Source organism: Spirillospora sp. CA-142024 (genome assembly GCF_050942325.1).
Classification (GTDB): domain Bacteria; phylum Actinomycetota; class Actinomycetes; order Streptosporangiales; family Streptosporangiaceae; genus Spirillospora.
On sequence record NZ_CP192077.1, the window covers coordinates 2,706,419 to 2,732,902 of the forward strand.

Here is a 26,484-nt window from a genome sequence, read left to right on the forward strand (position 1 = left end):
TGGGATACGGGCGGTCGCCGGCTACGCCGCCGTGATCGTCGTCCTTGCGTCGGTCGGCAGTCCGGCAGGGGGGCTCGTATCGAAGTCGTCGCGGGCCGAATCGCTGTCGGGAGCGTGAGCGGACTCAGCCAACCGATCTTGAAACGGCCGTGACCGGCACGCCCTGCCCGGCGAAGTTGCCAGCCAAAACCCCATCCGAACGGCATTGGGGGTTCGGTGGGGCGAAGCTTTTCTCAGTTCGCCGGTTGCGAGGGAGGCTATGGCCCGGACAGTGATTTCTGGCGCTCACACAAGAGGTGTGGGTGCAACGCAAAGGAGACACCATGGCCAAGAAGGGACCCGACGGCAAGTTTCCAGATAAGAAGTGTTCGATTTGTAAGGAAGACATGCTTGCCTACGAAGTTGATGGTGAGGTCTACTTCTACTGCCAGAACTGTGGCACCTGAACGTGTAACTCAAAGTCTCACGGAAAGGTCTCACTGAAGTGATGGGGTCCCCGAATTAAGGACCTTCGACCCTTAGATTTGGAGCGACCCCTCTCTTGAGGGGTCGCTCTTTTGTGTAAATAGACCCTGTCCCTGGCCGGCGTGCCCATGTCAAGAAGTCGGCACAAAACCCGGGCCTGAAGGTTGCGAGCGCAGCCGGGGCCGTGTCACGTTGCTGCCGCCGTTGAGGACTTGGCGTCGGTGAGCCTGACAGGATCTCCACGGCAAGGGGCCGGACCGGGTGCGAGTGGCCTCCATGGGTCCGGAGACCGATATGTCGTCTAGCTGGGTAGATGGCGTGGGTCCGGACGGGGCCGCGACCCGTGTGAGTTATCCACAATTTCGGTGGGTGCTGCGTGGGGGTGTGGTCCGCGCGACGCTACGGGCATGGACCACTTCGCCGCTCAGTACCGTCGGCTCCACGCCCTGTTCGACGTCTTCCTCGCTCCCGAGATCACGGCCCTTCTGCTGCCCCTGACGAGGCCCGCGTTACGCCTCGGCGCCGGTGGTGAGGCAGCCGTCCATCTCGGCGGCGCCCCGCTGCTGCCGCCGGGCGAGCGATGGCCTGAGTGGAACGGCCGTCCGCTCGACTTCCTCGGCGCGATCGACTTCGCCGGCCTCGCCCGCCTCGCCGAGATCCCCGGCCTGCCCTCGGGCCGGGCCGCGTTCTACTACGCGAGCGAGATCCCCCGTCCCTGGGGCGACGAGGCGGGTCAGCGAGACGGCTGGCGCGTTTTCACCGGTGACCTCCATGCTGCGACCTCGCCGTCCGGTGCGCTCTCCTACCCGCGGACGACGCTGGGCGCCGCTCCGTTCCTTTCTCTGCCCTCACCCCAAGAGCCCGTCGTCCAGCGCCTGGAGACCGTCTACAGCGGCGTCCTGCCCGTCTATGAGCAGCTACACGCCGCCTGGACGCGCCACACCTGCCCGGACGACGCTCCCGCTCACCAGCTTGGAGGCTGGCCCACCCTCGTCCAACGTCCGCTCGGCCCCGACTGCCTGTACGCCTCGACCGGTCGCACCCTGAACTCCCTCAACCCCCCGGCCCTCACTCCGGACGAGGAGCGTGCCGTGGACGAATGGCATCTCCTCCTCCAACTCGACTCCGACGACCGCCTCGGCTGGCACTGGGGCGACCCAGGCCGCATCTACTTCTGCACGCGCCGGAACACCCCGCTGGAGCAAACATGGCTGACCGTCCAAGCGGCCTGACACGTGGCTCAGAGGGTGCGGCGGGCGGTGATGACGTAGGCGGTTCCTACGACCGTGGACCACAGGAACACATGGAGGGCCACGGTGGGCAAGGTCGCGGTGAAGGCGGACGGGCCGCGGTTCGCGGCACGCATCCACTCGATCATTGGGACGGAGAGCCAGGAGAGCCGTCCGAGCCCGAGAAGCAGGAGCGCGGTCGCGCCGCCGAGGAGGGCGAGTAGCGAGACGCCGGGATCGGGGATGAGCGTCCGGCTCGTCCATGCGCCGAGCAGCGTCCCCGGCACGGCCACGAGAAGGTTGAGCGCGCACCCCGCCAGGACCGCCCGTCCCGGCGAGCCTGCTTGGACCGCTTGGAAGAGAGGGACGGCCAACGCAATCACGCCGAGAGAGAGATTTACACCGTACGCGGCGAGCAGGCCCGCCCACGTGGGGCCGGACGGGTGACGGGCGGCGGTGGCCGTCAGTGAACGCTGTTCGTCGGGCTGCGTGTCGAGGAGGGCGCGCGCCGCCCAAGCCCAGACGGGGAACAGGAACGCCGCCACGTCCCCGAACGTCCTGACGGCGAGGTCGGCGGCTTTCGGCCCGCCCGGGCCCTGAACGAGAACCAGCGCCACGAGCAGCGCCACGACGATCAGCGGCTGCAGGACGCGCAGCGAACGGACGTACCCCGCGATCTGGAACCGGATGAGCGCGATCACCCCTCGCGCCTCCGCACCCGATATCCGTCCGCGCGCAACTTGCTCTCCACGGTATCGGCCTCACCCCCAGGCACCTCGACCTCAAGCACAGCCCACCCGCTGCCACCCCCCGGCACAACAGGCGCCAAGCCCCCACGACCTGCCACAGGCAGGCTCCTGCCGTCGTCCTCTGGCGCGATGTGAGTCTCGGTGTTCTCACCTGGCTCCAGGCCGGTCCCGCCGTCGTCGCTTGAAGCGGGGTGGGTGTCGGTGCCATCCGCCGGGGCAACGGGTGTCATGGTGCCGCCACTCGGCGCGGGCCGAGTCGTGCTGTGGCCCTCTAGCGCGGGACGGGTGTCAGTGGCGTGGCTTGGCGCAGGGTGAGTCGCTTTGTCGTCGCCTGGAGCTGGACTGCCCTGGGCACTGTCCTCCGCCGCGGGCCCGGTTCTGCTGCCATCGCTTGGCGCGGGCTGGGTCATGCTGTCGTCCGCTGGCGCGGGGTGAGTCTCGGTGTTGTCGCTTGGCGCTGGGCCGATCTGGATGCTGTCCCCTGGTGTGGGCGCGGTCTTGTTGTTGTCGGTTGGGGCGGGGTGGGTTCTGGCGTCGGTCTTTGGCGTTGGGTGGGTGGCGTTGGGTGGGGCGAGGGGGGTTACGGTGCGGTCGGCTACGTGTAGGCGGTCGATGCCCGGCATTGCCTCGATGCAGCGCTGATGGTCGCTGACGACGACGGTGGTGCCGTTAGCCGCGAGTTCGGAGATCAGAGCGGGTAGCGCGTCGCGTGTGGCCGCGTCCAGACCGGCGAAAGGCTCGTCCAGGATCAGCAGTTCCGGGTCGGCCATGAAGGCCTGCGCGAGCCCGATCTTCTGGGCGCTGCCCTTCGACAGTTCGGGCAGGCGCACGTCGAGGAGGTGAGCGAAGCGCAGCCGCTCCGCCCACACGCCGGCCACGTCCGCAGGGATACGTCGCATCGCGGCCATGTGCCCCAAGTACGCGCGGACACTGAACGGCTGGTCCACCGGGAACCGCTCCGGCGCGTATCCCACCCGCGCGGGCCGGTCCTTGACCACGCCGGCGCCTGGCCTGCGCAGACCCGCTATCACCCGGAGCAGTGTGGACTTCCCCGCGCCGTTGTGACCCGTCACCTCGGACACGCTGCCGCGCGCGAGCGACAATGTGACATCCCTGAACACCCAGGGATCCTTCCGCCGATAACGGAAGGCGACGCTCTCCAGCCGCATGAGAACCAGACGCTAGGGCCTCGGACGTAAGGACTCCGTTAGCCCCGCCCGCAGCGCAACGAGGTAGTGTCCTCGGCCTTGGCGGGTGGGGTCCTGGCGCGTTCGACGCCGGGCGGGCGCTGTTCGCTCGGGATGGCGAGCTTGTCCAACCGGTGTGGGACGACAGGCACGGCGCTCAGCGCGGCGTCATGCGGCGGGAGGTGCGGAGACGTCGAATCGGCGTCGATCCGTGCTTGCGTCTTTCACGTCGGCAACGCGTGTGAGAGCACCGCCGACTGGATCTAACGCCAGGCAGAGACTCTCGTGGGGAAGTGGCCGCCCCGCCCGCCGCTTGGCGGGGGCGGGTGTCGAACCGTGGGGTGCGCGAGAGGATGGGGTTCATGGGTGAGGCTGTGGGCAAGCAGTGTGTGTTCTGCGAGATCGCCGAGGGGGAGCGGTCCGCGCATGTCGTGTTGGACACGGCCGAGGTGATGGCGTTTCTGGATATGCGGCCGCTGTTCAAGGGGCACACCCTGCTGATTCCGCGCACGCATTACGAGACGCTGACGGATCTTCCCGTGGACTTTCTGGGGATGTTCTTCGGGCATGCCCAGCGGCTCGCGGGGGCGATGGAGTCGGTGCTCGGCGCGGCGGGCTCGTTCGTGGCCATGAACAACCGGGTCAGCCAGAGCGTCCCGCATCTGCACGTCCATGTGGTCCCGCGCAACCGCAAGGACGGCCTCCGCGGGTTCTTCTGGCCGCGGCAGAAGTACGACTCCGAGGCCGAGGCCGCCGCCTACGCCGCGCGCCTGTCCAAGGCCCTCACAGAGCCCGCATCCTGAATTTCCTTGCGGTCAGGGTCAGGTCAGAGCCGTGACGAGGGCCAGGTAGGGGTCTGCGGGTTCCGGGGCGGTCGGGTCGGGGGGCGTCGGCCGCTGCGCGGCGGCGTGTTCGTAGAGGTCTCGTTCGGCCCGGTCCAGGGCGGCGGAAAGGACGAAGTCGGTGACCGTCCAGCCGATCAGTTCGGCGGCCTTCTGGATCACGAGGAACTGGTCCGCGGAGGTCCGGAGGGTGATGTGATCGTCGTGGCGGGTGGCGGGAAGGTCCTGGCGAACCGACTCAGACATGGCCGGTCTCCTTCCTTGCGGCTCTTAAAAGTACGCCGCGAGGTGTTGCCAGGGCATCCCCACTGAGAACGAGAATCGTCGGGTGTCCGGTGAAGTCAGCGGGTTCCCCAGGAGTAGGTCTGTTTGCGCAGTTTGAGGTAGACGAAGCTCTCGGTCGAGACGACGCCGGGGACGGCGCGGATCCGGCCGAGGAGTTCAAGGAGGCGTTCGTCGTCCTCGCAGACGAGCTCCAGGAGGATGTCGAACGAGCCGGCGGTGATCACGACGTAGTCGATCTCGTCGAGGCCGGCCAGTTCGTCGGCGATCTTCTCCAGGTCGCCCTCGCACTTGACCCCGATCATCATCTGCCGGGAGAAGCCGAGCATGAGCGGGTCGGTCACGCCGACGATCTGCATGACGCCGGTGTCGAGGAGCTTCTGGACGCGCTGGCGGACGGCGGCCTCGGAGAGCCCGACCGCCTTGCCGATGGCGGCGTACGAGCGGCGGCCGTCCTGCTGGAGCTGCTCGATGATCTGCTTCGCGGTCTCGTCGAGCTGGACGCGGGCTGCGCGTTCCATCGGTGGTCTCCTAGCTGCGGCATCGAGGGTGTGAGGCCTCTGAGCCAAGTGAATTAGTCGTGAAATTCGATCGTAACAACGGAATCACTTGTGTTGGGCTGGAACCTCTGTAAGGGTCGGGCCAACAGGACAGAACGGGCGAAGGCGCCCGGGAGGGATCTGAGAATGAGCGGCGAGCGGCTGCGCAACTTTATCGGCGGCGAGTACGTGGACGCCAAGGACGGGCGGACGCTGGAGGTGGTCGACCCCAGCACCGGCGAGACGTACGCCGAGGCGCCCGTGTCCGGCGCCGAGGACGTCGACGCCGCGTTCCGCGCGGCGGCCGACGCGTTCCCCGCCTGGCGCGACGCAACGCCAGGGGAGCGGAGCCTGGCGATGCTGCGGTTCGCCGACGCGGTCGAGAAGCGCGCGGAGGAACTCGTCCGGGTGGAGAGCCGGGACACCGGCAAGCCGCTCCAGATGACCCTGGACGAGGAGGTCCCGCCGATGGTGGACAACCTCCGTTTCTTCGCGGGGGCGTCCAGGGTCCTGGAGGGCAAGGCGTCCGGTGAGTACATGGCGGACCACACGTCCTCGATCCGGCGGGAGCCGGTCGGGGTCTGTGCCCAGGTGACCCCCTGGAACTACCCGATGATGATGGCGGTCTGGAAGATCGGGCCGGCACTGTCGACGGGCAACACGGTCGTGCTGAAGCCGTCCGAGACGACGCCGGCGAGCACGCTGATGCTGGCGGAGATCGCGGCCGAGTACCTGCCGCCGGGCGTCTTCAACGTCATCTGCGGCGACCGTGACACGGGGCGCGCGCTGGTCGAGCACCCGACGCCGCAGATGGTGTCCATCACCGGGAGCGTCAGGGCCGGTATGGAGGTCGCCGCGTCGGCGGCCAAGGACCTCAAGCGCGTCCATCTGGAGCTGGGCGGCAAGGCGCCGGTGGTCGTGTTCGACGACGCGGACGTCGAGTCGGCCGCGGCGGGCATCGCCGAGGCCGGGTTCTTCAACGCAGGGCAGGACTGCACGGCGGCCACGCGCGTCCTGGTGGCCGGCCGGCTGCACGACGAGTTCACCGAGGCGCTCACCGAGGCCGCCAAGGGAACCGTGGTCGGGCCGCCCAGCAACGCCGACGCCTTCTACGGACCGGTGAACAGCGCGAACCAGCTGGCACGCGTCCAGGGCTTCATCGAGCGGGCGCCCAGCCACGCCAAGGTCCTCACCGGCGGCGAGCGCGTCGGCGACAGCGGCTACTTCTTCGCGCCGACCGTCGTCGGCGGCCTGAGGCAGGACGACGAGATGGTGCAGAACGAGGTGTTCGGGCCGGTCATCACCGTCCAGAGCTTCTCGGACGAGCAGCAGGCCGTCGAGTGGGCCAACGGCGTGAAGTACGGCCTGGCCGCAAGCGTGTGGACGCAGAACCACGGCCGCGCCATGCGCATGAGCAAGGCCCTGGACTTCGGCGCCGTCTGGGTCAACACCCACATCCCGCTGGTGTCGGAGATGCCGCACGGCGGCTTCAAGCACTCCGGCTACGGCAAGGACATGTCGATGTACGGAGTCGAGGACTACACCCGCGTCAAGCACGTCATGCACTACATCGGCGGCTGATCGACGCCGACCGGAGCCCGTGAAGGAAGTCCCGCCCATGACCGAGACCCACCCCGCCCCGGCGCGCGACGACCCCGGTCGCGCGGTTCCCGCCATAGAGCTCCAGGGAGTCGAGAAGGCGTACCACGCCTATGGCGAGACCGTGGCCGCGGTCCGCGGAGTGGACCTGGCGATCGCGCAGGGGGAGTTCTTCTCCCTGCTCGGCCCGTCCGGCTGCGGCAAGACGACGACCATGCGCATGGTCGCCGGCTTCGAGGAGCCGACGGCGGGCGAGGTCCGTCTGCACGGGCAGGACGTCACGGGTGTGCCCCCCAACCGGCGCGACGTGAACATGGTGTTCCAGTCGTACGCGCTGTTCCCGCACATGAGCGTGTTCGAGAACGTCGCGTTCGGCCTGCGCCGGCGCGGCGTTCCGAAGGCGGACATCAAGCGCCGGGTGGGGGAGATGCTGGACATCGTCGACTTGGCGGGACGGGAAAGGCGCCGTCCCGCCGAGTTGTCCGGTGGCCAGCAGCAGCGGGTCGCGCTGGCCCGCGCGCTGGTGAACCGGCCGCGGGCCCTGCTGCTGGACGAACCGCTCGGCGCCCTCGACCTGAAGCTCCGGCAGGCCATGCAGGTCGAGCTGAAACGGATCCAGCGGGAGGTCGGCATCACGTTCGTGTACGTGACGCACGACCAGGGCGAGGCCCTCACGATGTCGGACCGCATCGCCGTCATGAACGACGGGCTGATCGAGCAGCTCGGCACGCCACGGGAGATCTACGAGCACCCCGCCACGCGGTTCGTCGCCGGGTTCATCGGGACGTCCAACCTGCTGGGCGGCGAGGTCACCCGGGCGGGTGACGGCAGCGCCGTGCTCTCCCACGGCCCGGACGGACGGATCGAAGTCCCGGTCAGGGAGGGCCTCGACCTCGCCGAGGGGGAGCGGCTGGAGCTGACCGTCCGCCCGGAGAAGATCGGCATCGGGCTGGACAAGCCGGGGGACGGCCTGTGCGGGGTCCGGGGGACCGTGACCGAGGTCGTGTACCTCGGGACGTCGACGAACTACAACATCACCACCTCCGCTGGGGCCGACGTCGTCGTGTTCCTGCAGAACGCCACGTCCGCCGACGACATCGCCGTGCGCGGCGACGACGTCTGGCTGTCATGGGACCCGCGCCACTCGTACGCCCTAGGAGCCCCCCAGTGAGCCAGATCGACCCCGCATTCCTGCGCGGACTCACGCGGCCGCGCCTGGCGCGTTCGACCACGACCCGTCGCGACGTCCTGAGACTGATGGGCGCGGCCGGCGCCGGGCTCGCCCTGTCGGCCTGCGGCGTGAAGGGGCAGGGCGGCAAGGAGAAGGTCAGCCAGAGCGACGTCCAGAAGTACTGGGCGGGCAAGGCCAAGAACGGCAGGCTTAACTGGGCGAACTGGCCCGGCTACATGCAGGACGACCGGGAGACCATCAAGGCTTTCGAGAAGGAGACGGGCATCAAGGTGACCTACAAGGAGGTCATCCAGGAGATGGGCCCGTGGTTCGGGAAGATCCAGGCGCCGCTGGCCGCCGGACAGTCCATCGGCTTCGACCTGATGGTCATGACGAACGGGATCCAGCTGGAGCAGTGCCGCCAGCTCGGCTACCTGGCCCCGCTCGACCTGTCGAAGCTGAAGAACTTCCAGGCGAACGCGGGACAGTCCTTCAAGAACCCGTCCTACGACCCCGGCAACGCCTTCACGATCCCGTACGAGTCGGGCGTCACCGGCATCGCGTACAACACCAAGTACGTGAAGGAGGAGATCACCAGCATCGCCCAGCTGTTCGACCCGAAGTACAAGGGCAAGGTCGGCATGATGGGCGACTCGCAGGAGCTCGGGAACTTCGGGATGTTCCTGCTCGGCATCGACCCGGAGAAGTCGACGAAGGCCGACTGGGAGAAGGCCGCCGCCAAGCTCCGGGAGCAGCGCGACAAGGGCATCGTCCGCAAGTACTACACCCAGGACTACGTCGACGCCGTCAGCAAGGGCGACGTGTGGATGACGATGGCGTGGTCCGGTGACGTCTACAGCCTGACGAGCCCGGACGTGAGGTTCGTGGTGCCCAAGGAGGGCGGCACGATCTGGACCGACAACATGTGCATCCCGAAGACCGCCGAGAACCCGGTGGACGCGCTGACGCTGATGGACTGGCTGTACGTCCCGGAGAACAACGTCCCGCTGACCGAGTTCATCAACTACATGCCGCCGATCCCGTCCACCCGGCAGATCATCACGCAGCAGGCGCAGCAGGCGACCGGGGCGGAGAAGAAGGACCTGACCAGGCTGAGCACCAGCCCGCTGATCTTCCCGTCGCAGGGCGACCTGGCCCGGCTGCGGCACTACCGGCGGCTCACCCAGGCCGAGGAGACCGAGTACCAGAAGATCTTCGAGCCGATCTCCAAGGGGTCGTGATGGCGCGGGGACGGGGGCGGCTCGCGCCGTACCTCATGATCCTGCCGAGCGGGCTCTGGCTGGCCGCGTTCTTCCTCGTCCCGATGGTGCTGATGGTGTCGCTGTCGCTGCAGACGGGCAACCTCATCGACGGGTTCCGGCAGACGCTCCACTGGCAGAACTACACCGACGGCCTGGACACCTACGGCGACAAGTTCGTCCGCTCGCTCTGGTACGGGCTGATCGCGACGGTCGCGTGCATCGTCGTCGCCTACCCGGCCGCGTACTGGATCGCGTTCCGCGGCGGACGCAACAAGTCGACGTACCTGTTCCTGCTGCTGCTCCCGTACTTCGTCTCGTTCATCCTGCGGACGGTGTCGTGGAAGCTCGTCCTCACCGACAACGGGCCGATCCTCGGGCCGTTGCGCGACCACGGGATCCTGCCTGGGGACTTCCACGTCCTCGACACCGGGATCGCGGTCGTGTCCGGGCTCACCTACAACTTCCTGCCGTTCATGGTGCTGCCGATCTATGTGGCCCTGGAACGCATCGACCCGCGCGTGGTGGAGGCGGCCTACGACCTGTACGCGAGCCGCGCGAAGGCGTTCACCCGGGTGATCCTGCCGCTGTCGCTGCCCGGCGTGTTCGCCGGCGTGATCATGACGTTCGTGCCGGTGTCGTCGGACTACGTGAACGCCGAGGTCCTCGGCGGCCCGCAGAACACGATGATCGGCAACGTGATCCAGACGGAGTACTTCAACAACAGCGCCTACCCGACGGCGTCCGCGCTGTCGTTCGCGCTGATGGCGATCCTGCTCGTCGGGATCTTCGCCTACGCCCGCACTCTCGGCACGCAGGACGTCCTGGAGGCGGCGAGACGATGACGACGACGCTCACCAAGACCCCGCGACGACGCCGCGCCGCGAGAGGCCGGCGAGGGGCCGGCAGGCGGATCTCCGGTCTCCACGGCTACACGCTCGCACTGATCGCCTGGCTGATCCTGCCGATCGCGATCATGATCCTTTTCGGGTTCAACGACACCCACAGCAAGCAGAACTTCCGCTGGGAGGGCTTCACGCTCAAGTGGTACGCGCACCTCTTCGACAAGAGCGACCTCACCACCGCCGTCGTGAACTCCCTGACGATCGCGCTGCTCAGCACGCTGATCACCACGGTCATCGGAACGTTCGCGGGCCTCGCGCTCGGCCGCTACCGGTTCCGCGGCAAGGGCTCGACCAACCTCGTGCTGTTCATGGCGATCTCCTGCCCCGAGATCGTGATGGGCGCTTCGCTGCTGTCGATGTTCGTCACGTTCAACCTGCCGCGCGGCTACCTGACGATCCTCGTCGCGCACGTGATGTTCTCCATCGCGTTCGTGGCGGTGACGGTCCGGGCCCGCGTCGTCGGCCTGGACCCGGCGGTGGAGGAGGCCGCGCAGGACCTCGGCGCCGGCCCGTGGGCGCGGTTCCGGCTCGTCACCCTTCCCATGATCATGCCGGGTGTGGTCGCGGGGGCGCTGCTGGCGTTCGTCCTGTCCATCGACGACTTCGTCATCACGAACTTCACCAGCGGCTCCACCGTCACCTTCCCGCTGTGGATCTACGGCTCCACCAGGACGGGAACGCCCCCGCAGGTCAACGTGATGGGGACGCTCATCTTCGCGGTGGGCGTCGTGATCGCGGTCGTGTCCGCGCGGCGCAGCGCCCGCGCGGCCCGCTGAACGGCGCCGTCATGACCGATCGGGGGACGGGAGCGGACGTGCCGGAGTCGCTCGCCGACGCCGCCCCGGAGCCGTTCTGGCTCCAGGACCCGGCCCGTCCCGCCGCCGGCCCGGCGCTGACGGGCGCGCAATCATGCGACCTCGCCGTCGTCGGCGGCGGGTACAGCGGCCTCTGGACGGCCCTCCTCGCCAAGGAACGCGACCCGTCCCTGGACGTGGTCGTGCTGGAGGCCGGCCGGATCGGCGCCGCCGCGTCCGGGCGCAACGGCGGATTCTGCGCCGCCAGCCTCACCCACGGGCTGGAGAACGGGCTCGGACGCTGGCCGGACGACATGCACACGCTCGAACGCCTCGGCTGGGACAACCTCCGCGACATCGGCGAGACCCTGACCCGGTACGGCATCGACGCCGAATGGGAGCCGACCGGGGAGATGAGCGTCGCCACCGAGGAATGGCAGGTGCCCGCGCTCGAACAGGCGGCGGAGAAGGCGTTCGAGCACGGCTGGGAACCGATCATGCTGGGCCCGGACGCCGTCCGCGCCGAGGTCGACTCGCCCACCTACCTCGCCGGCCTGTGGGACCGCGACTCCGTCGTCATGGTGCACCCCGCCAAGCTGGCCTGGGGCCTGGCGGACGCGTGCCGCTCCCTGGGCGTACGCGTCTACGAGAACACCCGCGTCACCGGACTGCAAGCCGATGCCCGGCGTCTCAGGCTGACCGGCGTGAGCCGCTCGCGGGGGAACGACGCTCCGCACGGGACGGTCACCGCCCGGCGGGTCGCGCTCGGCACCGGCGCCTACCCGCCGATCCTGCGGCGGCTGCGCGGCTTCCTCGTCCCCGTGTACGACTACGCCCTCGTCACCGAGCCGCTCACCGCCGAACAGCGCGCGGCCATCGGATGGCGGCACCGCCAAGGCCTCGGCGACAGCGCCAACCAGTTCCACTACTACCGGCTCACGGCGGACGACCGGATCGTCTGGGGCGGCTACGACGCCGTCTATCACTATGGAAACGGGCTACACCCCGGCCTGGAACGGCGTCCTGCCACGTATGCGACGCTCGCCCAGCACTTCTTCACCACGTTCCCGCAACTCGAAGGCGTCCGCTTCAGCAACGCGTGGGGCGGCGTCATCGACACCTGCAGCCGCTTCTGCGCCTTCTTCGGGACGGCCTACGACGGCAGGCTCGCCTACGCGGCTGGCTACACCGGCCTCGGCGTCGGAGCCACCCGCTTCGGCGCCGACGTCATGCTCGACCTGCTGCGCGTCGGCCTCGCGCCCGGTGAGGAGACCGAACGGACCCGGCTGAAGATGGTGCGCTCCAAGCCCGTCCCGTTCCCGCCGGAGCCGCTCCGCTACGGCGTCATCGAGCTGACCCGCCGTGAGATCGCCCGCGCCGACCGCAACGCCGGACGCCGCGGCCTCTGGCTCCGCACCCTCGACCGCCTGGGCCTCGGCTTCGACTCCTGAACCGGGTCGGCGCCTTCCGGAGACGCCCCCGCCAGGCCCTAGTCGGGGGACTCGTCGACCGAGCCGAAGATGACCGAGGAGACCTCCAGGTAGAGCTGCTCCGGGTAGGGCATGTAGCCCACGTTGCGGAGCGCCTGCTTCTGGCCCGCGGACTCCATCACGAACTCGCCGAAGCCGAGCACCCGGCCCGCCATGGAGCGGTTCAGCGCGATGTCGGTGACCTTGGCCAGCGGCATCATCGCGACGTTGCGGTTGAGGACGCCGTTGACGACCATCACCCGGTGCTCGGTGACCAGGAAGAACTCCACCGACCAGGCGATGACCTTCCAGACCAGGTAGCCGATCGCGATCAGCCAGAGCCACCAGACCCAGATCAGCCCGGTGACCGCGCTGACCGCCGAGCACGCGACGAGCCCGGCGACGACGATCGCGACCGGCGCCAGCAGGACGGCGGGGTGCCGGCGCACCGCGATGACGCGGCCCTCGTAGGACATCAGATACTTGTCGACGGTCCGCGACGAGTTGTCGCGGTGCACCATCATGTCCTGCAGATTCACGGCGGCGTCCTCGTCATGATCCGGTTGGTTCAACCGTAGCCGACACGGCCCGGGCGCCGCAGGGGCCGCGGGGTAAGGGGTCCGGCCCCGCGCGGGATCTTGTCGGAGGGAGATCGTCCGGCCGATGATGGTCGGCATGGACGGCGACGCCGAAGGGCCGCGGGGGGCCAGGGGGCCGCGCGGCGAGTTCGCGCCCGACGTGACCGGACGTCCGATCTGGCGGCTGCTGCTGCGGGGCCTCGGCGTGTACCTGCCCGGCTGGGAGATGCCGGCGGGGGCGCTGCGCGTCCGGGACGGGACGGCGCCGCCCGGGTTCGGGCCGCCCGCCTACCTGGACGGCGAGGCCGGGTTCGGCGTCCAGGTCCCCGACCGGCGCAGGGGCCTGGAGCCCGACCGGGAGATCTACGTCCGCGGCCGGGAGAACCCGAGCTTCGGCATCGTCGTCGCGGGCCCGTCGGCGGCGATCGGCAGCCGCGTCGTGGACGCCGGGGTGCTGATGCGGTTCGCGCGCAGGCTGACGTTCGAGGAGCTCTTCGACACCGGCGACGCCGACTCCGTCCCGTACGCGGTGCGCGGTGCGAGGGCCGTGGAGAACGTCGTGTTCCTCGACCGCGCCGCCGGGATCGGACTGTGCGCCGAGGTCGACCCGCAGACCCGCGCGCTGGGCTGCCCGCTGTACGTGCGCATCGGCGGCCCGGCGGAGCGGACCGTGCGGGCTTACGGGGTGGCCCAGCCGGTCAGGTCCCACAGCTGATGGGACGGCAGCCGCCGCAGCCGGACGGTCGCGGCGGCCGGGTCCCAGAACACCTCGTCGCTCTCCAGTTCCAGCGACTGCGCGGCGGTCAGCACCGCGCACAGCAGCTCGTCCCGCGTCCGGACGGCCATCAGCGGGCCGATCTGCGCGACGGCGCCCGAGGACTCCGAAAGCGTGCGCAGCAGGGCCTTGAGCGCGGCCTCGTCCTCGGGAACGCGCACGGGCTCGACCCCCGGCGGGACGCCCGGCTCCACCCGCGCGAGCCCCCGCTTCGCGTCGCCGCCGTTGGCCGGGGTGTCGGCGCCCGCCGAGATGAGCAGAGCGCTGAACACGCCCGCGAGGTCCTCGCTGGCGTGCCCGCCGAGGAAGTACCGGCGGCGTTCCGGGGAGCCGGGGACCGGGCCGTCCGCCCCCTCGGCGGTGCGGAACCTGACGTTCAGCCGGCTCGCGCGCACGCACCGTTCGTACATCTCGCAGAGGATGTCCTCAAGCTGGTCGTCGCGCGTCCACAGGCGCCCCGTCGTGGTGACGGCGTCGCCGTGGGCGCGGGGACGCCCGGTGAGCGCCGCGGTGACGGTGTCGTCCAGCTCGCCCTCGGTGAACTGGAGCAGCTCCGCCACGACGTCCTCGACGCCCTCCAGGGTGCGGGTGAGCGCGCGTTGCAGCTCCAGGATCTCCTCACCGCCGCGTTCCAGGTCCGCCAGCCGGCCGAGGGCGGCGTCGACCCTCCCCTCGACCGCCTCGCCGCCCGCCCGGGTGACGGCCCGCACCGACGTCTCGACCTCGCCGAGCTTGCGGCGCAGCGCGGCCAGAGTGATCCGCTGCTGCTCCAGCTCGTGCAGGCGGCCCGCCTGCGTCCGCAGGTAGTCGTCCGCCTGGTGGACGAGACCCGCGAGCTCCTCGACCTGCCCGGTGTTCTGCCGGAGCCGGTTGTCGAGCGCCGGCAGGACGTCCTGCTTGACCCGCGCCAGTTCGGCGGTCAGCTGCTCGCCCACGGTGACGAGCACGTTGTTCTGCTTCGTGACCTGGTCGTTCAGTTCGTCGATCCGGCGGTTGAAAGTATTCGCCTGGTCCCGGCTCTGCTTGCCCGCGTAGAGTTCGAGCGCCCCTACCACGACGCACATCACCACCAGGATGACCGTCGTCATGGAACTCCTCGGGGGGACGGAGAATGCCGGATCGGGTTTTGATCGCGACCATAACTTACGATCACGCACGCCGACCGGAACTTACGTAACCGACTGATCTCAGTGACCGGCCGGTCTCACCGCCCCTTCCGGTGCCATTCCGTAATCCATTCCGTGCACTCGGTGACGGATTCTCAAACGCACCCCTCGAATTGCGGGACCGTGGTGGTGACCTTGAGCCCGGCGGGGCGGAACCATTTGTCCAGCAGCCGCGGCGCGGTGCCGTCCTGGTACATCTGCGTGATCGCCTTGTTCACCGCCTCGCAGCCGTCGGCGTCGCCCTTCCGCAGGCCGACGCCGTACGGCTCGTCGGTGAACGGCGCGTTCACGATCGTGAGCGGCGGGCCGTTCCCGGACGCCTTCGCCGCGAGGCCCGCGAGGATCAGGTCGTCGGTCGAGACCGCGTCGAGCCTGCCTCCCGTCAGTTCGGTGAGGCAGCCGGCGTAACCGTCCGCCTCGACGGGCACCGCGGCGACGCCCTGCTCGTCGTGGACGCGCGGGAACGACACCGACCCCGGCACCCTGCAGAGCCGCCGGCCCTTCAGGTCGTCGATGCTGCGGATCTTCCCGGCGTCGGACTCGCGGACGAGGATGTCCTGGTGCGCCACGTAGTACGGGCCGGCGAACGACACCTTCACCTTGCGTTCGGGCGTGACGGAATAGCTCGCCACCACGAGGTCGACGTCGCCGTCCTGGATCATCTTCTCGCGGGTCGCCGACGTCACCTGCTTGAACGTGACATTCGCGCCGGTCACACCGAGCCGCCTCGCGATCTCCTTGGCGATGTCGATGTCGAATCCCTCGAAGGTGCCGCCCTTGCGCTCGCCGAGTCCCGGCTGGTCGCCGTTGACTCCGATGACCAGCGTGTCCTTGTCGGCGACAGAGCCCTCCCCGGCGTCGGCGATCCCGCACGCCGTCCCGGCGCCGAGCACCGTCGCCGCAGCGAGGAGGGCCGCCGCGATCCGCCGCCCCCTCACTTCGACCACCGGTACTCGGCCAGGCGCGGGCGCACGCCGATCAGCACGAGCGCGGCGATGACGACGCCCGCGATCGGCAGCACGGCGTACCAGCCGCTCGTCCCGCCGTCCCCGTCCTCGACGGCCTTGTCGAACGCCGTCCGGTGGATGCGGACGAGGTCCTGCAGGGACCGGTCGTACCGGGCGAAGTCCGCGGCGGCGGCGCCCCGGGCGGCGACCGCCTGGTCGCGCTTGTCGCCGTTGACGAGGTCCCTCATCCGGCGGTCGTTGGCCTGGACCTTCTGGTAGTCGGCCAGCACCCTTCTCATGACGTCGACGAGTTCCGTCTCCGGCCCGCTCGCCTCGATCGGCCGGCTGGCCTCGGTACCGAGGAAGCCGAGGAACGGCGCGCGTCCCCGCCCGAACGACAGGTCCTTCTGGACGGCCGCGTTGTACTGGGTCAGGTTGCCCGCCTTCAGGTACAGGACGGTCTGGGACTTGCTCAGGTAGACCTGCTCGTAGGCGTCGGCGCGCCCCGGATCGAGGAGGAACCGCGTCTCGTCCGCATTGGCGCTGTTGCTGATCGCGCGCGTCCGCGACAGCGCCAGGATCGAGTCGAAGCCCTCCTCCTTGGCCTGGCGAAGGTGGTCCGCCTGCTTGGACAGCATGAGTGCGCCGGTTGCGACCAGGACGAGCGTTCCGAGCGTCGCCAGCGCGAGCGGGACGTTCAGCAGCCGCCGGAACCGCCGGGCGAGGAAGAGCTGGAAGCCCGCGAGAACGGCCAGCAGCACCAGGCCCGTGATGAGGATCGCCGAGCGCCCGAGGAGGACGGCCGACCGCTTCTCCTCGTAGGTGTGCCGGACGAGGGTGCCGTTGTCGAGCGTCAGGTTGTACGCCTTCGGCAGCAGGTCCAGCTTCATCAGGTCGGTCGCCTGCCGGTACAGGTCCACGACCTTCTGTGACGGCGGCCCGGACGCGTGCGGGGACTGCCGGTCCAGCAGGAGGGCCTGCCCGGCGAGGCGCTCGTACCGGGCGAGGGCGTCCAGCAGGTCCCGGGCCGTGTTGTTCTCGGTCGCCTCGTCGGCGAGCTTCGCGGCCTTCAGCAGCGCGTCGCCGGCCTTGCGCCGGTTCTGGTCGTAGCGGGCGAGCGCCTGGTCGCGCCCGCCGCCGGGCGCGTCGCCGATCAGCAGCGCGTTCGCGAGCTGCGCGTCCATGTCGGTGAGCTGGAAGTACAGGTCGCCGGTCGCGACGACCTGCGGGCCGGCGTCGTGGCCGATGACCCGCACCCCCTCGCGGGCGTTCGCGATCGCCGCCCAGGCGACGCCGATCAGCACCACCAGCAGGACGAGCGTCAGCGCGGTCAGCGTCCGGACGCGGCCCGCGACCGTCCGGGGGAGCAGCCGCGCGGCACCGGACGGCGGCGTGTCCGGGGCCCGCCCGAGCCCTCCGGGGCCGTGCCGGGCGGGCGGCGCCTGCGCGGCGGGGGCGGGATGCCCCGGGGGAGCGTGCTGAACGGCCGTCATGTCGCCTCGCCTCGGGTGAGCGTGATGGTGGTCCAGGCGCCGACGTGGATGCGGTCTCCCTCGGAGACCGGGATCTCCACGTTGTACGGGATGGGGTCGGTGGACCCGTTCAGGCAGGTCCGGTTCGTCGAGCCGGGGTCGACGAGCGTCCAGGCGCCGTCCGGCCGCGCCAGCAGCACCGCGTGGACGTGCGAGACGCCGGGGTCCTCGGGCGGCTCGCGCAGGTCGATCTCGGGCGGGGACGGCTGGGACGAGCTGCGCCGCCCGATGCGGACCTCCCGCCCGGTGAGCGGGATCCGCCGTTCGGGCGCGTACGGAGGGAACGACAGCGCCGCCGAGTCGGGCCCCTCCTCGGCGACGACCGTGTTGTAGTAGTCGCGGTCGGCCGTCACAACCGCCGTCCACACAGGCCCGGGGACCGGCGGGGGCGGCACCGGCGGCTCCGGGACCTGGGGCGCCGGCACGGGTGGCTCCGGCACCGGGGGAGCAGGCACGGGCGGAACCGGAGCGGGGCCGGGCTCGGGCGCCGGGCTCGGCGTGGGCTTGCCGCCGCCGGTCGCGAAGTCGTAGCCGCACGCCTCGCAGAACCGGTCGGTGCTGGGCGTCCCGCAGTCGGGGCACGGCGTCCCGCCGGGCGAGGGCCCGGGGCCCCCGCCGGAGGGGCCCCCGCCGGAGGGGGCGTCGCCGATGCGCTCGCCGCAGATGTCGCAGTAGTCCGGTGACTGCGAGGTATGTCCGTTGGGGCAGCTCGCCATGCTCAGCCCTCGCCCCTCCTGGTGGTCACGGTCTCGTCCTTGCGCGTCCGGACCGTCTTGCTGGAGCGGGTGTCGAGCTCCATCTCGGCGGCCTTGTCGATGTCGCGCTTCAGCCTGACGGTGCCGGTCGCCGGGTCGACGACGTCCACGACCTTGCGGAGCATCGCGGTGATCGCGTCGTTCCCGGCCTCGTCGGCGAGGACCACGGCCCGGCCGAGCCGCGCGGTCGCGGTGTCGAGGTCGCCGTCCTTGCGGGCCTGCAGCCCCTCCTGGATCGCCGAGGCCAGCTCGGCCTGCCCGGTGTAGTGCGCCACCCGCGGGTTGATCCGGGTGGACTCCGCCTCGTCGTCCGTCCACTGGGCGAGGACGTTCGCGCTCGCGAGGACCTGCGCCTCCTCACCGGGCGCGCCCGGTACGACCAGCTTCACCCACGCGGCGCGCAGTTCCTTTCCGACCTCGCCGGGCGGCACCTCCACGCAGATGTGGTAGTCGCGGCTTTCCGCGCCCCACGCGCCGAGCGGGTAGTCGCCCGCCTGCGGCGCCGAGTCGACGCGCTTGCCGGTGAGGTCCTCCACCGACGGCATGACCTGCTTGACGAACCGCAGGTTCGCCGTCTGCGGGGTCCAGACGCGCAGCGCGACGTCGGCGACGGACTTGCCCATCGCCGCCTCGGTCATGGCGCGGAAGTCGGCGACCAGCCCCGCCGGGTCCGCCACGATGTCGACGCTGCCGAGCAGGGCGGACGCGACCTTGCGCAGCTCGGCGACCTCCCAGTCGGTGCCGACGCCGCGGCAGTCGCACACGAACCGGCCGCCGACCTGGTTCAGGGCCGCGTCGAGCTCGGCGGCCGTCTCGTGCTGGTTCTTGCCGTCGGTCAGCAGGATCGCGTGCCGGATGCCGGCCCGGTCGCCGAACAGCTGGTCGGCCAGCCGCAGCCACGACCCGATCGCGGTGCCGCCGGACGCCCGCAGGCCGCTCAGCACGTGCTTGGCCTCCGCGCGGGTCTCCGGCGTCGCCGCGACCAGCCCCGGGTGCCGCGGGAAGACCATCGCGGCGGAGTTGGAACCGGAGACGACGGCGAACTCGACGCCGTCGCGCAGTGTGTCGATCGCGACCTGCGCCGCCGCGACCGCGGCGCGCAGCTTGGTCTCGGGGTAGGACATCGATCCCGAGGTGTCGATGATGATGACCTCGGAGGCCCGCGTCGAGGACGGGACGGGGGCGCCCGCCGCGGCGGTCGCCTCGACCGACACCACGGCGTGCACCTCGCGTCCGCCCTCGGGCAGGTACTTGTTCTGGTCGATCGAGATCGTGAACTGCGGCTGCTCGCTCATCAGGGCTGCTCCGTGCTCTGCGGGATGCTCTCGTGGATGCGGCTGTCGGTCGTGCCGGGTGAGGGGAGCGGGATCACGGCGACGGTGATGTTGTCGCGGCCGCCGGCGTCCAGGGCCTGCCGGACCAGCATCCGCGCGACGCCGAGCGGGTCCGCCGCCGGATCGTGCGCCGGTTCGCCCGCGCCCCCGCCCGCTTCGGCGTCCGCGCCGTCCTCGGGGGCGCCGCCCGTTTCGCCTTCCGTGCCACCCGGGCCGGCCTCGGGGGCGCCGGCCAGCAGGGCCGCCAGGTCACCGGCCCCGGGGAAGTAGTTCCACAGGCCGTCGCTGCAGACCAGCAGGGTGCCGGGGCCCGACGGCCGGAACGTCGCGATGTGCGGGCTGACCTGGCCCGCGTCGGCGCCGAGCCACGCCGTGATGACGTGCGCGTTCGGGTGCGCCTCCGCCTCGGCCTCGGTCAGCGAGCCCTCGGCGACCATGAACGCGGCCCACGAGTCGTCCTCGGTGAGCCGGCGGGACGAGCCGAGCTCCGCCATGTCGCCGGTGCTGACCTCGTCCGCGCCGGCCTCGTCCGGAGCCGGGCCCGGCGCCCCGTTCACGGCCGGCTCCGCGGCGCCCTCCGCGGACAGCCAGTAGGCGCGGCTGTCGCCGATCCAGCCGACGGTGACCACCGGGCCGCGCGTCACCGCCGACACGTACGTGCACGAGGGCGCGTCGGACGGCGACGTGGAGAGGGCCGCGACCGCCGCGGCGGCCCGCAGCGCCGCGTGCCGGGTGGCGTCCTCGGCGTCCTCGCCGGAGTCGAGGCGTTCCACCAGTTCGGCGGCGCCGGTGTCGGCGGCCGCGCGGGACGCCTCCTCGGGACGCTGCGAGGACCCGACGCCGTCGGACACGACGACCGCGATCCCGGCGGCGTGGGCGGCGAGGGCGAGCGCGTCCTCGTTGCGGCTGTAGCGGAGGCCGCGGTCGCTCGCGCCCGCGGCGACGGCCGGCCGGGCCCCGTTCCCGGCGCCGTGGGCGGGCAGCTCGATCTCGACGTGGTCGCGTTCGGCGGGCTGGCGGAGCCCGCACGTCTCGCAGTAGCCGTCCGCGTCGATCGCCGTCCCGCCGCACCCGGGGCACGGGCCCCCGGGCCGGCGCGCGGACGGCGACGACTCCTGCCTGATCGTCGCGCCGTCGCGGCCCGCCGGCGCGGACGCGGGCGGGGCCTCGGCCAGCCGGTGGCCGCACTCCTCGCAGAAGATCTCCTCGGCGAACACGACCGCGCCGCAGGCGGGGCACGACAGCTCCGCCGCCTTCGCGTGGTCGGCTCCGGTGGCGTCGGCTCCGGTGGCGTCGGCTCCGGTGTTGCCGGCTCCGGTGTGGTCGTCGGTCACAGCAGCGTCCTCGGGCGTATCGCGTTGGCGGAGTCGACGAGCCGGCGGCACTCGTCCCGGTCACGGGTGCGGTGCGCCAGCTCCCGGTAGGTCTTCTCCAGCAGGAGACGCAGCGGTCTCTCGGCGAGGGGGGAGCCGAACAGGGCACCGCCCTGCGTCCTCGCCGCCGTGCCGGAGCCGTCCAGGAGCCAGCCGAGCGCGGCCTCCAGCACCTCGGCGGCGAGCCGCTCGCGGCGTTCGGCGTCCAGGTCGAGGGCGGCGAGCCGGTCACCGGCGGCGACCAGCTCGGCCGCCGAAAGCTCGGCGGGCGGACGGCCGCGGACCGTCGTCGCGACCGCCGCCACCTGCGCGGGAACGTACCGGATGGAGATCTTCGGCACCGAGTCGAGAGTGGCCACGGCGGAGCGCCGGTCATCCGCCGCCAGATGCACGCGGGCGAGCCCGAACGCCGCGTTGATGTAGCTCTGGTCGGTGCGCCACACCATCTCGTACAGGCGGAGGGCCTCCCGGGGCGCCGAGCGCTCGCGGCAGTAGGCGAGGGCCAGCTTGGGCGCCGGCTCGCCGGGCAGCAGCCCGTACAGCCGGTCGAAGAGGGGCGCGGCCTCGTCCACCCGGCCCTGGGCGAGCAGGCCGACGGCGCGGTACCAGCCGATCCGCCAGTCGGCGGGACGTTCGGTGGCGAGCTCGTCGAGCAGTTCGTCCGCATCGCCGGCCTCGCCCAGCTCGATCTTGGCGCGGGCGAGCGCCAGCCTGACCTCGGGCGTGCGCTCCGGCGCGTTCGAGGCCGCCTCGGCGGCCTGCGCGGGCTCCAGTGCGCCGAGCCCGGAGACGAACGCGGCGGCTGGGTCGGCGCCGTCCACCAGCGGCACCGGCAGCGCCGCCGCGGCCACCGCCGGCGGGACGGGCGGCAGCGCGGACTCCTCCCGCGTCCCGCCCGCCATCCGGGTGGTGAAGCGCTCCGGGCCGAACAGCCCGGACGGCGCGGGGCGCGGCGTGCCGTCCTCGGCCGCCAGGACCTCGCGCAGCACGCCGGTGAGCTGCTCGGCCATCTCGGCCGCGTCCTGGAACCGCGCCGACGGCTCCTTGTGCGTCGCGCGGCGGAGCAGCCGGTCGTAGGACTCGAACCGGTCGAGCACGGAGATCTCCGAGCGCGGCGGTATCGAGTCGACGTACTTCCTGGTGTAGCCCTTGAACGGGAAGCTGAGCACGGCCAGGGCCCGGCCGACCGTGTACAGGTCGGACGAGACGGACGGCCCCGCGTCGGCGATCTCGGGCGCCTGGTAGCCGACGGTGCCGTAGATGGCGCCGTCCGGGTCGTCCAGCCGCCGGACCCCGCCGAGGTCGATCAGCCGCAGCTGCTCCTCGGACTGGATCACGTTGTCCGGCTTGAAGTCGCAGTAGACGAGGCCCTGCGCGTGCAGGTACTCGAACGCCCGCAGCACCTCCAGCCCGTACGCGATGGCCTGCGCGAGCGGGAGGTGCTTCTCGCCCGCGGGCAGCGGCTGCTGGAGCAGGATGTCCTTGAGGGACTGCCCGCCCACGTACTCCATGACGATGTAGCCGTCGCCGTCGTGCTGGACGAAGTTGTAGATCTTGACGATGTTCGGGTGCTCGACCTCGGCGAGGTAGGCGCGCTCGGCGGCCGCCGCCTCCATCGCGTCGGCGTCCCCGCTGTCGAGCAGCCCCTTCAGCACCACCCAGCGGTCGCTGACGTTCTTGTCCTTGGCGAGGTAGATCCAGCCGAGCCCGCCGTGGGCGAGGCAGCCCAGCACCCCGTACTGGCCGCCGACGAGGTCGCCCGGGCCGAGCTTCGGGGTGAAGGAGAACCGGGCGCCGCACTTCGGGCAGAAGCCCTCCGTCCGCCCCGGGCGGTCGCCGCGGCCCCGGCCGACGGGCTCGCCGCAGCCGCTGCAGTACCGCTTGGACTCCGCGACCTCCGGGTCGCTCAGCACGGCCCCGGACGGGTCCCGGTAGGGGACGCGCGGCACCTCGACGAGCCCGGCCCCGAGCATGCCCCGGCGGCCGGACGAGCGGGACGACCCGGTGCGGGTGCTGCCCGTCCGGGTGCCGCCCGTGCCCGTGGTGCCCGCGGTGCCGGACGTACCGGACGTGCCGGGCCCGCTCGTCGGCACCCGGGTCGTGTGCGCCGGCGGGTTGCCGCACACGTCGCAGTAGCCGTCCATGATCGTGCCGGTGCAGCCGGCCTGGCGGCACGCGTCGTCCGGCCGCTCCATCGGCGGGCGCGGGGCGGGGACGCTCGGCGCGGCGGATGCCGGCGGGTTGCCGCAGACGTCGCAGTAGCCGTCCGAGATCGTCCCGCCGCAGCCCGGCTGCGCGCACTGGCTCATCGATCCGCTCCCTTAGCCCGTGAGGTGATGGCCCGCTGGTATCCGCTCAGCGCCACGGTCGCCTTCCGCAGATCGCACGGGGAGGTCCACAGCAGCACGCGTACCTGTTCGTAGAGCCCGGCCAGTTCGGCGTCCTCCGCGTGGCCGAGCCGCGCGGCCTTCACCCGGTACGCCTGCAGCCGGCCGCGCAGTTCCTCGCGCCGGTCCAGCAGCCCCCGGATGACGCCGACGGTCTCGCGCGCCTGCGCCAGCGCCGTGTCCGCCGCGCGCTCCAGGTCGGCGACGCGCCGCGCGACGTCGTTCCACCCGGCGCCCCGCGCGGCCGTGCCCGCGCCGGGCCGGGTGACGGCGGTGAGCCGGTCGGCGAGCGCGGCGGCGGAGCCGGGCAGGTCCGGCAGTACCGGAGAGGCGATCTTGGCGACCACCTCGTCGCGGACGGCGCGCGCCTCCGCCTCCGCCTCGCGCAGCAGGTCCAGGACGGCGGCGACGCCGCGGATCCGGCCGGCGAACCCGTCGCGCAGCCGTTCCGCCTCCTCCAGGGCGCGGCGCGCCGCGGCGAGACCCGTGCGGACCGCGTCCAGCCGGGCGGTGTCGGCGAGGCCGTCCCGGGCCAGCGCCAGCGGGTCGGAGCGCACGACCGCGGCGACGGACTCCAGCTCGCCGCGGAGCCGCTCGAAGTCCGGGTCCACTCCGCCGAGCGACTCCAGCAGCTCCTCGGCCGCCCGCCGCTCGGCCTCGACCTCCGCGAGCCGCGACAGCAGCGTCGACCAGACGGTGTCGAGCGCGGCGACGGACCGCGCGACCTCCTCGTACAGCGGCGTCATCCGGTCGACCGCCGCGCGCAAAGTCAGCTTCTCGCCGGAGGGCACGGACAGCAGGGTCCGCTGCTCCAGCGGCACCTCCCTGGCGGGCATCTCCACCGACGGGCCGTCGAGCAGCCGGGTGAGCTCGGCGAGCTGCGCCTGCCCAGGCCGGTTGTGGCGGGCCCTGAGGTCCTCGGCGGCGGAGAGAACGTTCCCATAGAGGTCGTACAGCATCCACAGGGACGCCATGCGCGCTCGCACGTCGGACTGCAGGCTCAGCGTCTCGCCGGCCAGCGTCGCGCCCTCCAGCAGCTGGTAGCCCTGGTGGGCCTCCAGTTCCAGCAGCGCGCCGCCGATGCGCTCCTTCTCGTCCCTGAGGCGTGCGAGCATCCTGTCCGCCTCGTCTCGGCTCATCGGGGGCCGGCCCACGCGCGCGTCACTCAACGCCGGTCCACGCTAGGCCCATGTTCGCCCCCGATTCCCCCGAATAGAGCACGTTTCGTGCCTCAGTTTTCCCCATGCGAGGGCGCCTTCTCAAGCGCGAAGCCGATCATGGCCTCCGGCCGCCCGCCGCTGCGTCACCTGACCCGGCCGGACCGTGCCCGGGACCTCCAAAATGTCAGTGTTCGAACGTATGATCGAACCATGGCGAACGTTGCGACGCACCCCCAGACCGCGCCCACCGCGCCGGCCGCGCTCACGGCGGCGGAGATCGCCGCCCTCGCGCTCTCGCTGGCGCACCTCGGCACCGGCCCGCAGGCCACCACCGCGCGCCGGGCCCTGCACACCCTCCTCGACGCCACTCCGCACGACGACGTGGTCACCACCACGCTCGCCACCCTCACCAAGCCCCTGGACGTCTCCACCTCCGACCGCGCCCGGGTGATCGCCGCGGCCATCACCGAGCACCGCGTCGTCCGGCTCTGCTACGGCGACGCCGGCGCCAACGTCACGATCCGCGAGGTCGAGCCGGTCACCTGCCTCGTCCACCGCGACCACTGGTACCTCGTCGGCTGGTGCCGGATGCGGCGCGGCGTGCGCGCCTTCCGCTTCGACCGCATCCTCGCCGTCGAGTCCACCGGCCTGCTCGCGCGTCCCCGCCGCGCCGACCGCTACCTCCCCTTCCAGAAGCGCCGGACGGCCTGACCCGGCATCGGCCCCGGAGCCGCGAGCGCCGCGGCTCCGGGGCCCCGCGTCCGCGTGTCAGACCGCGGCCGTGTGGTGGACGGCGTTGGTGACGACGGCCGTGACGTCACTCGTGCGGGTGAAGTCCGCGCGCTGGCGCTGGGCGCCGTTGCCGCGTCGCAGCAGGCCCTGGAGCAGGGTGGTGACCGTGTCGAGATCGCCCGAGCGGTCGAGCGCCGGGGACAGGTGGCCGAGCAGCTCCTGCACCACCTCGCGGGCCGGGGCGGCGCGGCGGGTGCACGGGTGGACGAGGTCGTTGCGCAGCCCCGAGCGCCCCGCCCGCCACATCGCCAGCCGCATCAGGTCGGCGCGCACCGGGTCGGGCGGCTCACCGGCCTGCCACTCGGCGGCGGCCGTGTCGACCAGTGCCCGGACGAACGCCGCCATCAGCACGGCGTCGTCGGCGTCCAGGCACACGTCCGGCACCCGGATCTCCACGGTCGGGTAGCGCCGGGAGAGGCGGGCGTCGAAGTAGATCATGCCCTCGTCCACCAGCGCGCCCGTCGCGAGGAGTTCCTCGACCGTCGTCCGGTACCCCTTCGCCGAGCCGAACAGCTCGGTCGGGCCGCTGGACGGCCAGCGGCTCCAGACCTGGTGCCGCCAGCTGTCGTAGCCGGTGTCGGCGCCCTGCCAGAACGGCGAGTTCGCGCTGAGCGCCAGCAGCGGCGGCAGCCACGGCCGGATCCGGTCCAGGACGGCGACGCCCTCGTCCGGGGAATCGATGCCGACGTGCACGTGGCAGCCGCAGGTGAGCTGCTCGTCGGCGGTGAGCCCGTAGGCGTCCGCCATCAGCAGGTAGCGGTGCGACGGGGTGAGCGACGGCCGGACGCTGACCGGTGACGTCGCCAGCGCCGCCACCGCGACGCCGACCCCGGCCGCCGACTGCGCCGCGGCGAGCCGCGCCGACCGGACATGCTCCGACAGCTCGCCGAGCGTGGCGCAGACCGGGGTGGCGGTCTCCAGTTGCTCGCGCTGCAGTTCGGTCTCCAGGGGTTTGGAGCGCCGGCCGCCGGTCAGGAACAGCTCGTCGTGGCGCTGCGCGTAGCGGATGACGGAACCGGAGACGGCCTGGGGCGCACCGCTCTCGGGATCGACGAGGAGCAGTTCCTCCTCCACCCCGAATGTGCGCGGACCCGTGCGAAGTGTCACCAGAGTGTCCTTCCCGGCAGCGCACCGATGTACGTCCCCCGCGGGGCTCGTCCTCGCGGAACGGCCGTGCCTACAATGCGCCCCGCGG

At 71.5% G+C, this 26,484-nt stretch carries 25 protein-coding genes; 11 read left to right on the plus strand and 14 right to left on the minus strand.

The window, feature by feature from the left end; translation table 11 throughout:
• Positions 1-323 precede the first annotated feature (323 nt).
• Entirely contained in the window at positions 324-446 is a 123-nt protein-coding gene (locus ACQPZP_RS13125) for a hypothetical protein (protein WP_433477890.1), read from the plus strand.
• 426 nt (positions 447-872) lie between these two features.
• Positions 873-1,697, plus strand: coding sequence for a DUF1963 domain-containing protein (locus tag ACQPZP_RS13130; protein ID WP_433477891.1), 825 nt, complete (start codon positions 873-875; stop codon positions 1,695-1,697).
• An 8-nt stretch (positions 1,698-1,705) separates the two neighbouring features.
• Here ACQPZP_RS13130 and ACQPZP_RS13135 read toward each other — a convergent pair whose 3' ends face one another.
• Together ACQPZP_RS13135 and ACQPZP_RS13140 are read right to left on the minus strand one after the other, a co-directional pair.
• Positions 1,706-2,395: a hypothetical protein gene (locus ACQPZP_RS13135; RefSeq protein ID WP_433477892.1), complete on the minus strand. Its 690-nt coding sequence runs from the start codon at positions 2,393-2,395 to the stop codon at positions 1,706-1,708.
• Positions 2,392-3,612 carry an ATP-binding cassette domain-containing protein gene (locus tag ACQPZP_RS13140; protein WP_433477893.1) on the minus strand — a complete coding sequence of 407 codons (1,221 nt, stop codon included), beginning with the start codon at positions 3,610-3,612 and terminating at the stop codon, positions 2,392-2,394. Before ACQPZP_RS13140 ends, ACQPZP_RS13135 begins: the two co-directional genes overlap by 4 nt.
• A gap of 380 nt (positions 3,613-3,992) precedes the next feature.
• Between ACQPZP_RS13140 and ACQPZP_RS13145 the strand changes: the two genes are divergently transcribed.
• Positions 3,993-4,433: an HIT family protein gene (locus ACQPZP_RS13145; RefSeq protein WP_433477894.1), complete on the plus strand. Its 441-nt coding sequence runs from the start codon at positions 3,993-3,995 to the stop codon at positions 4,431-4,433.
• 18 nt (positions 4,434-4,451) lie between these two features.
• On the opposite strand, the gene ACQPZP_RS13150 is transcribed toward ACQPZP_RS13145, so the two are convergent.
• Together ACQPZP_RS13150 and ACQPZP_RS13155 are read right to left on the minus strand one after the other, a co-directional pair.
• Complete coding sequence (locus ACQPZP_RS13150) at positions 4,452-4,718, minus strand: DUF1778 domain-containing protein (protein WP_433477895.1); 267 nt, start codon at positions 4,716-4,718, stop codon at positions 4,452-4,454.
• A 95-nt stretch (positions 4,719-4,813) separates the two neighbouring features.
• Positions 4,814-5,275, minus strand: coding sequence for an Lrp/AsnC family transcriptional regulator (locus ACQPZP_RS13155; protein ID WP_358450976.1), 462 nt, complete (start codon positions 5,273-5,275; stop codon positions 4,814-4,816).
• Between the two features lie 165 nt (positions 5,276-5,440).
• Between ACQPZP_RS13155 and ACQPZP_RS13160 the strand changes: the two genes are divergently transcribed.
• The 6 genes from ACQPZP_RS13160 to ACQPZP_RS13185 are packed head-to-tail and all read left to right on the plus strand — an operon-like array spanning position 5,441 to position 12,472.
• On the plus strand, positions 5,441-6,874 hold the full coding sequence (locus tag ACQPZP_RS13160; RefSeq protein ID WP_433477896.1) for a gamma-aminobutyraldehyde dehydrogenase: 1,434 nt from the start codon (positions 5,441-5,443) through the stop codon (positions 6,872-6,874).
• 37 nt (positions 6,875-6,911) lie between these two features.
• Positions 6,912-8,063, plus strand: a complete 1,152-nt coding sequence (locus ACQPZP_RS13165) for an ABC transporter ATP-binding protein (RefSeq protein ID WP_433477897.1) — start codon at positions 6,912-6,914, stop codon at positions 8,061-8,063.
• Entirely contained in the window at positions 8,060-9,304 is a 1,245-nt protein-coding gene (locus ACQPZP_RS13170) for a polyamine ABC transporter substrate-binding protein (RefSeq protein ID WP_433477898.1), read from the plus strand. The genes ACQPZP_RS13165 and ACQPZP_RS13170 overlap by 4 nt, the downstream gene beginning before the upstream one ends.
• A complete protein-coding gene (locus ACQPZP_RS13175; protein ID WP_433477899.1) occupies positions 9,304-10,167 on the plus strand; it encodes an ABC transporter permease in 864 nt (287 codons plus the stop codon). Before ACQPZP_RS13170 ends, ACQPZP_RS13175 begins: the two co-directional genes overlap by 1 nt.
• Positions 10,164-11,003: an ABC transporter permease gene (locus ACQPZP_RS13180; protein WP_433477900.1), complete on the plus strand. Its 840-nt coding sequence runs from the start codon at positions 10,164-10,166 to the stop codon at positions 11,001-11,003. The genes ACQPZP_RS13175 and ACQPZP_RS13180 overlap by 4 nt, the downstream gene beginning before the upstream one ends.
• Before the next feature lie 11 nt (positions 11,004-11,014).
• Complete coding sequence (locus ACQPZP_RS13185; protein ID WP_433477901.1) at positions 11,015-12,472, plus strand: NAD(P)/FAD-dependent oxidoreductase; 1,458 nt, start codon at positions 11,015-11,017, stop codon at positions 12,470-12,472.
• Positions 12,473-12,510: 38 nt separating this feature from the next.
• Here the strand turns inward: ACQPZP_RS13185 and ACQPZP_RS13190 are convergent, their stop codons facing one another.
• A complete protein-coding gene (locus ACQPZP_RS13190) occupies positions 12,511-13,029 on the minus strand; it encodes a PH domain-containing protein (protein WP_433477902.1) in 519 nt (172 codons plus the stop codon).
• A 124-nt stretch (positions 13,030-13,153) separates the two neighbouring features.
• Here ACQPZP_RS13190 and ACQPZP_RS13195 point away from each other — a divergent pair, with 124 nt between their 5' ends.
• Positions 13,154-13,783 carry a hypothetical protein gene (locus ACQPZP_RS13195; protein ID WP_433477903.1) on the plus strand — a complete coding sequence of 210 codons (630 nt, stop codon included), beginning with the start codon at positions 13,154-13,156 and terminating at the stop codon, positions 13,781-13,783.
• Here ACQPZP_RS13195 and ACQPZP_RS13200 read toward each other — a convergent pair.
• From ACQPZP_RS13200 to ACQPZP_RS13235, 8 genes are all read right to left on the minus strand, one after another.
• A complete protein-coding gene (locus ACQPZP_RS13200; RefSeq protein ID WP_433477904.1) occupies positions 13,747-14,931 on the minus strand; it encodes a hypothetical protein in 1,185 nt (394 codons plus the stop codon). The two genes, ACQPZP_RS13195 and ACQPZP_RS13200, sit on opposite strands and share 37 nt — an antisense overlap.
• A 173-nt stretch (positions 14,932-15,104) precedes the next feature.
• Entirely contained in the window at positions 15,105-15,956 is an 852-nt protein-coding gene (locus ACQPZP_RS13205) for a glutamate ABC transporter substrate-binding protein (RefSeq protein WP_433477905.1), read from the minus strand.
• Positions 15,944-17,449: a hypothetical protein gene (locus ACQPZP_RS13210; protein ID WP_433477906.1), complete on the minus strand. Its 1,506-nt coding sequence runs from the start codon at positions 17,447-17,449 to the stop codon at positions 15,944-15,946. The genes ACQPZP_RS13205 and ACQPZP_RS13210 overlap by 13 nt, the downstream gene beginning before the upstream one ends.
• Positions 17,446-18,204, minus strand: a complete 759-nt coding sequence (locus ACQPZP_RS13215) for an FHA domain-containing protein (protein WP_433477907.1) — start codon at positions 18,202-18,204, stop codon at positions 17,446-17,448. The genes ACQPZP_RS13210 and ACQPZP_RS13215 overlap by 4 nt, the downstream gene beginning before the upstream one ends.
• A gap of 2 nt (positions 18,205-18,206) precedes the next feature.
• A complete protein-coding gene (locus tag ACQPZP_RS13220; protein WP_433468053.1) occupies positions 18,207-19,538 on the minus strand; it encodes a vWA domain-containing protein in 1,332 nt (443 codons plus the stop codon).
• Positions 19,538-20,911, minus strand: coding sequence for a PP2C family serine/threonine-protein phosphatase (locus tag ACQPZP_RS13225; RefSeq protein WP_433477908.1), 1,374 nt, complete (start codon positions 20,909-20,911; stop codon positions 19,538-19,540). Before ACQPZP_RS13225 ends, ACQPZP_RS13220 begins: the two co-directional genes overlap by 1 nt.
• Complete coding sequence (locus tag ACQPZP_RS13230; protein ID WP_433477909.1) at positions 20,908-23,259, minus strand: tetratricopeptide repeat protein; 2,352 nt, start codon at positions 23,257-23,259, stop codon at positions 20,908-20,910. The genes ACQPZP_RS13225 and ACQPZP_RS13230 overlap by 4 nt, the downstream gene beginning before the upstream one ends.
• On the minus strand, positions 23,256-24,452 hold the full coding sequence (locus ACQPZP_RS13235; protein ID WP_433477910.1) for a hypothetical protein: 1,197 nt from the start codon (positions 24,450-24,452) through the stop codon (positions 23,256-23,258). Before ACQPZP_RS13235 ends, ACQPZP_RS13230 begins: the two co-directional genes overlap by 4 nt.
• Before the next feature lie 255 nt (positions 24,453-24,707).
• On the opposite strand from ACQPZP_RS13235, the gene ACQPZP_RS13240 reads away from it, so the two are divergent.
• Complete coding sequence (locus ACQPZP_RS13240) at positions 24,708-25,208, plus strand: helix-turn-helix transcriptional regulator (RefSeq protein WP_433477911.1); 501 nt, start codon at positions 24,708-24,710, stop codon at positions 25,206-25,208.
• A gap of 57 nt (positions 25,209-25,265) precedes the next feature.
• On the opposite strand, the gene ACQPZP_RS13245 is transcribed toward ACQPZP_RS13240, so the two are convergent.
• Positions 25,266-26,396 (minus strand): carboxylate-amine ligase, encoded by a 1,131-nt coding sequence (locus tag ACQPZP_RS13245; protein ID WP_433477912.1) that lies wholly within the window; start codon positions 26,394-26,396, stop codon positions 25,266-25,268.
• Positions 26,397-26,484: the final 88 nt, after the last annotated feature.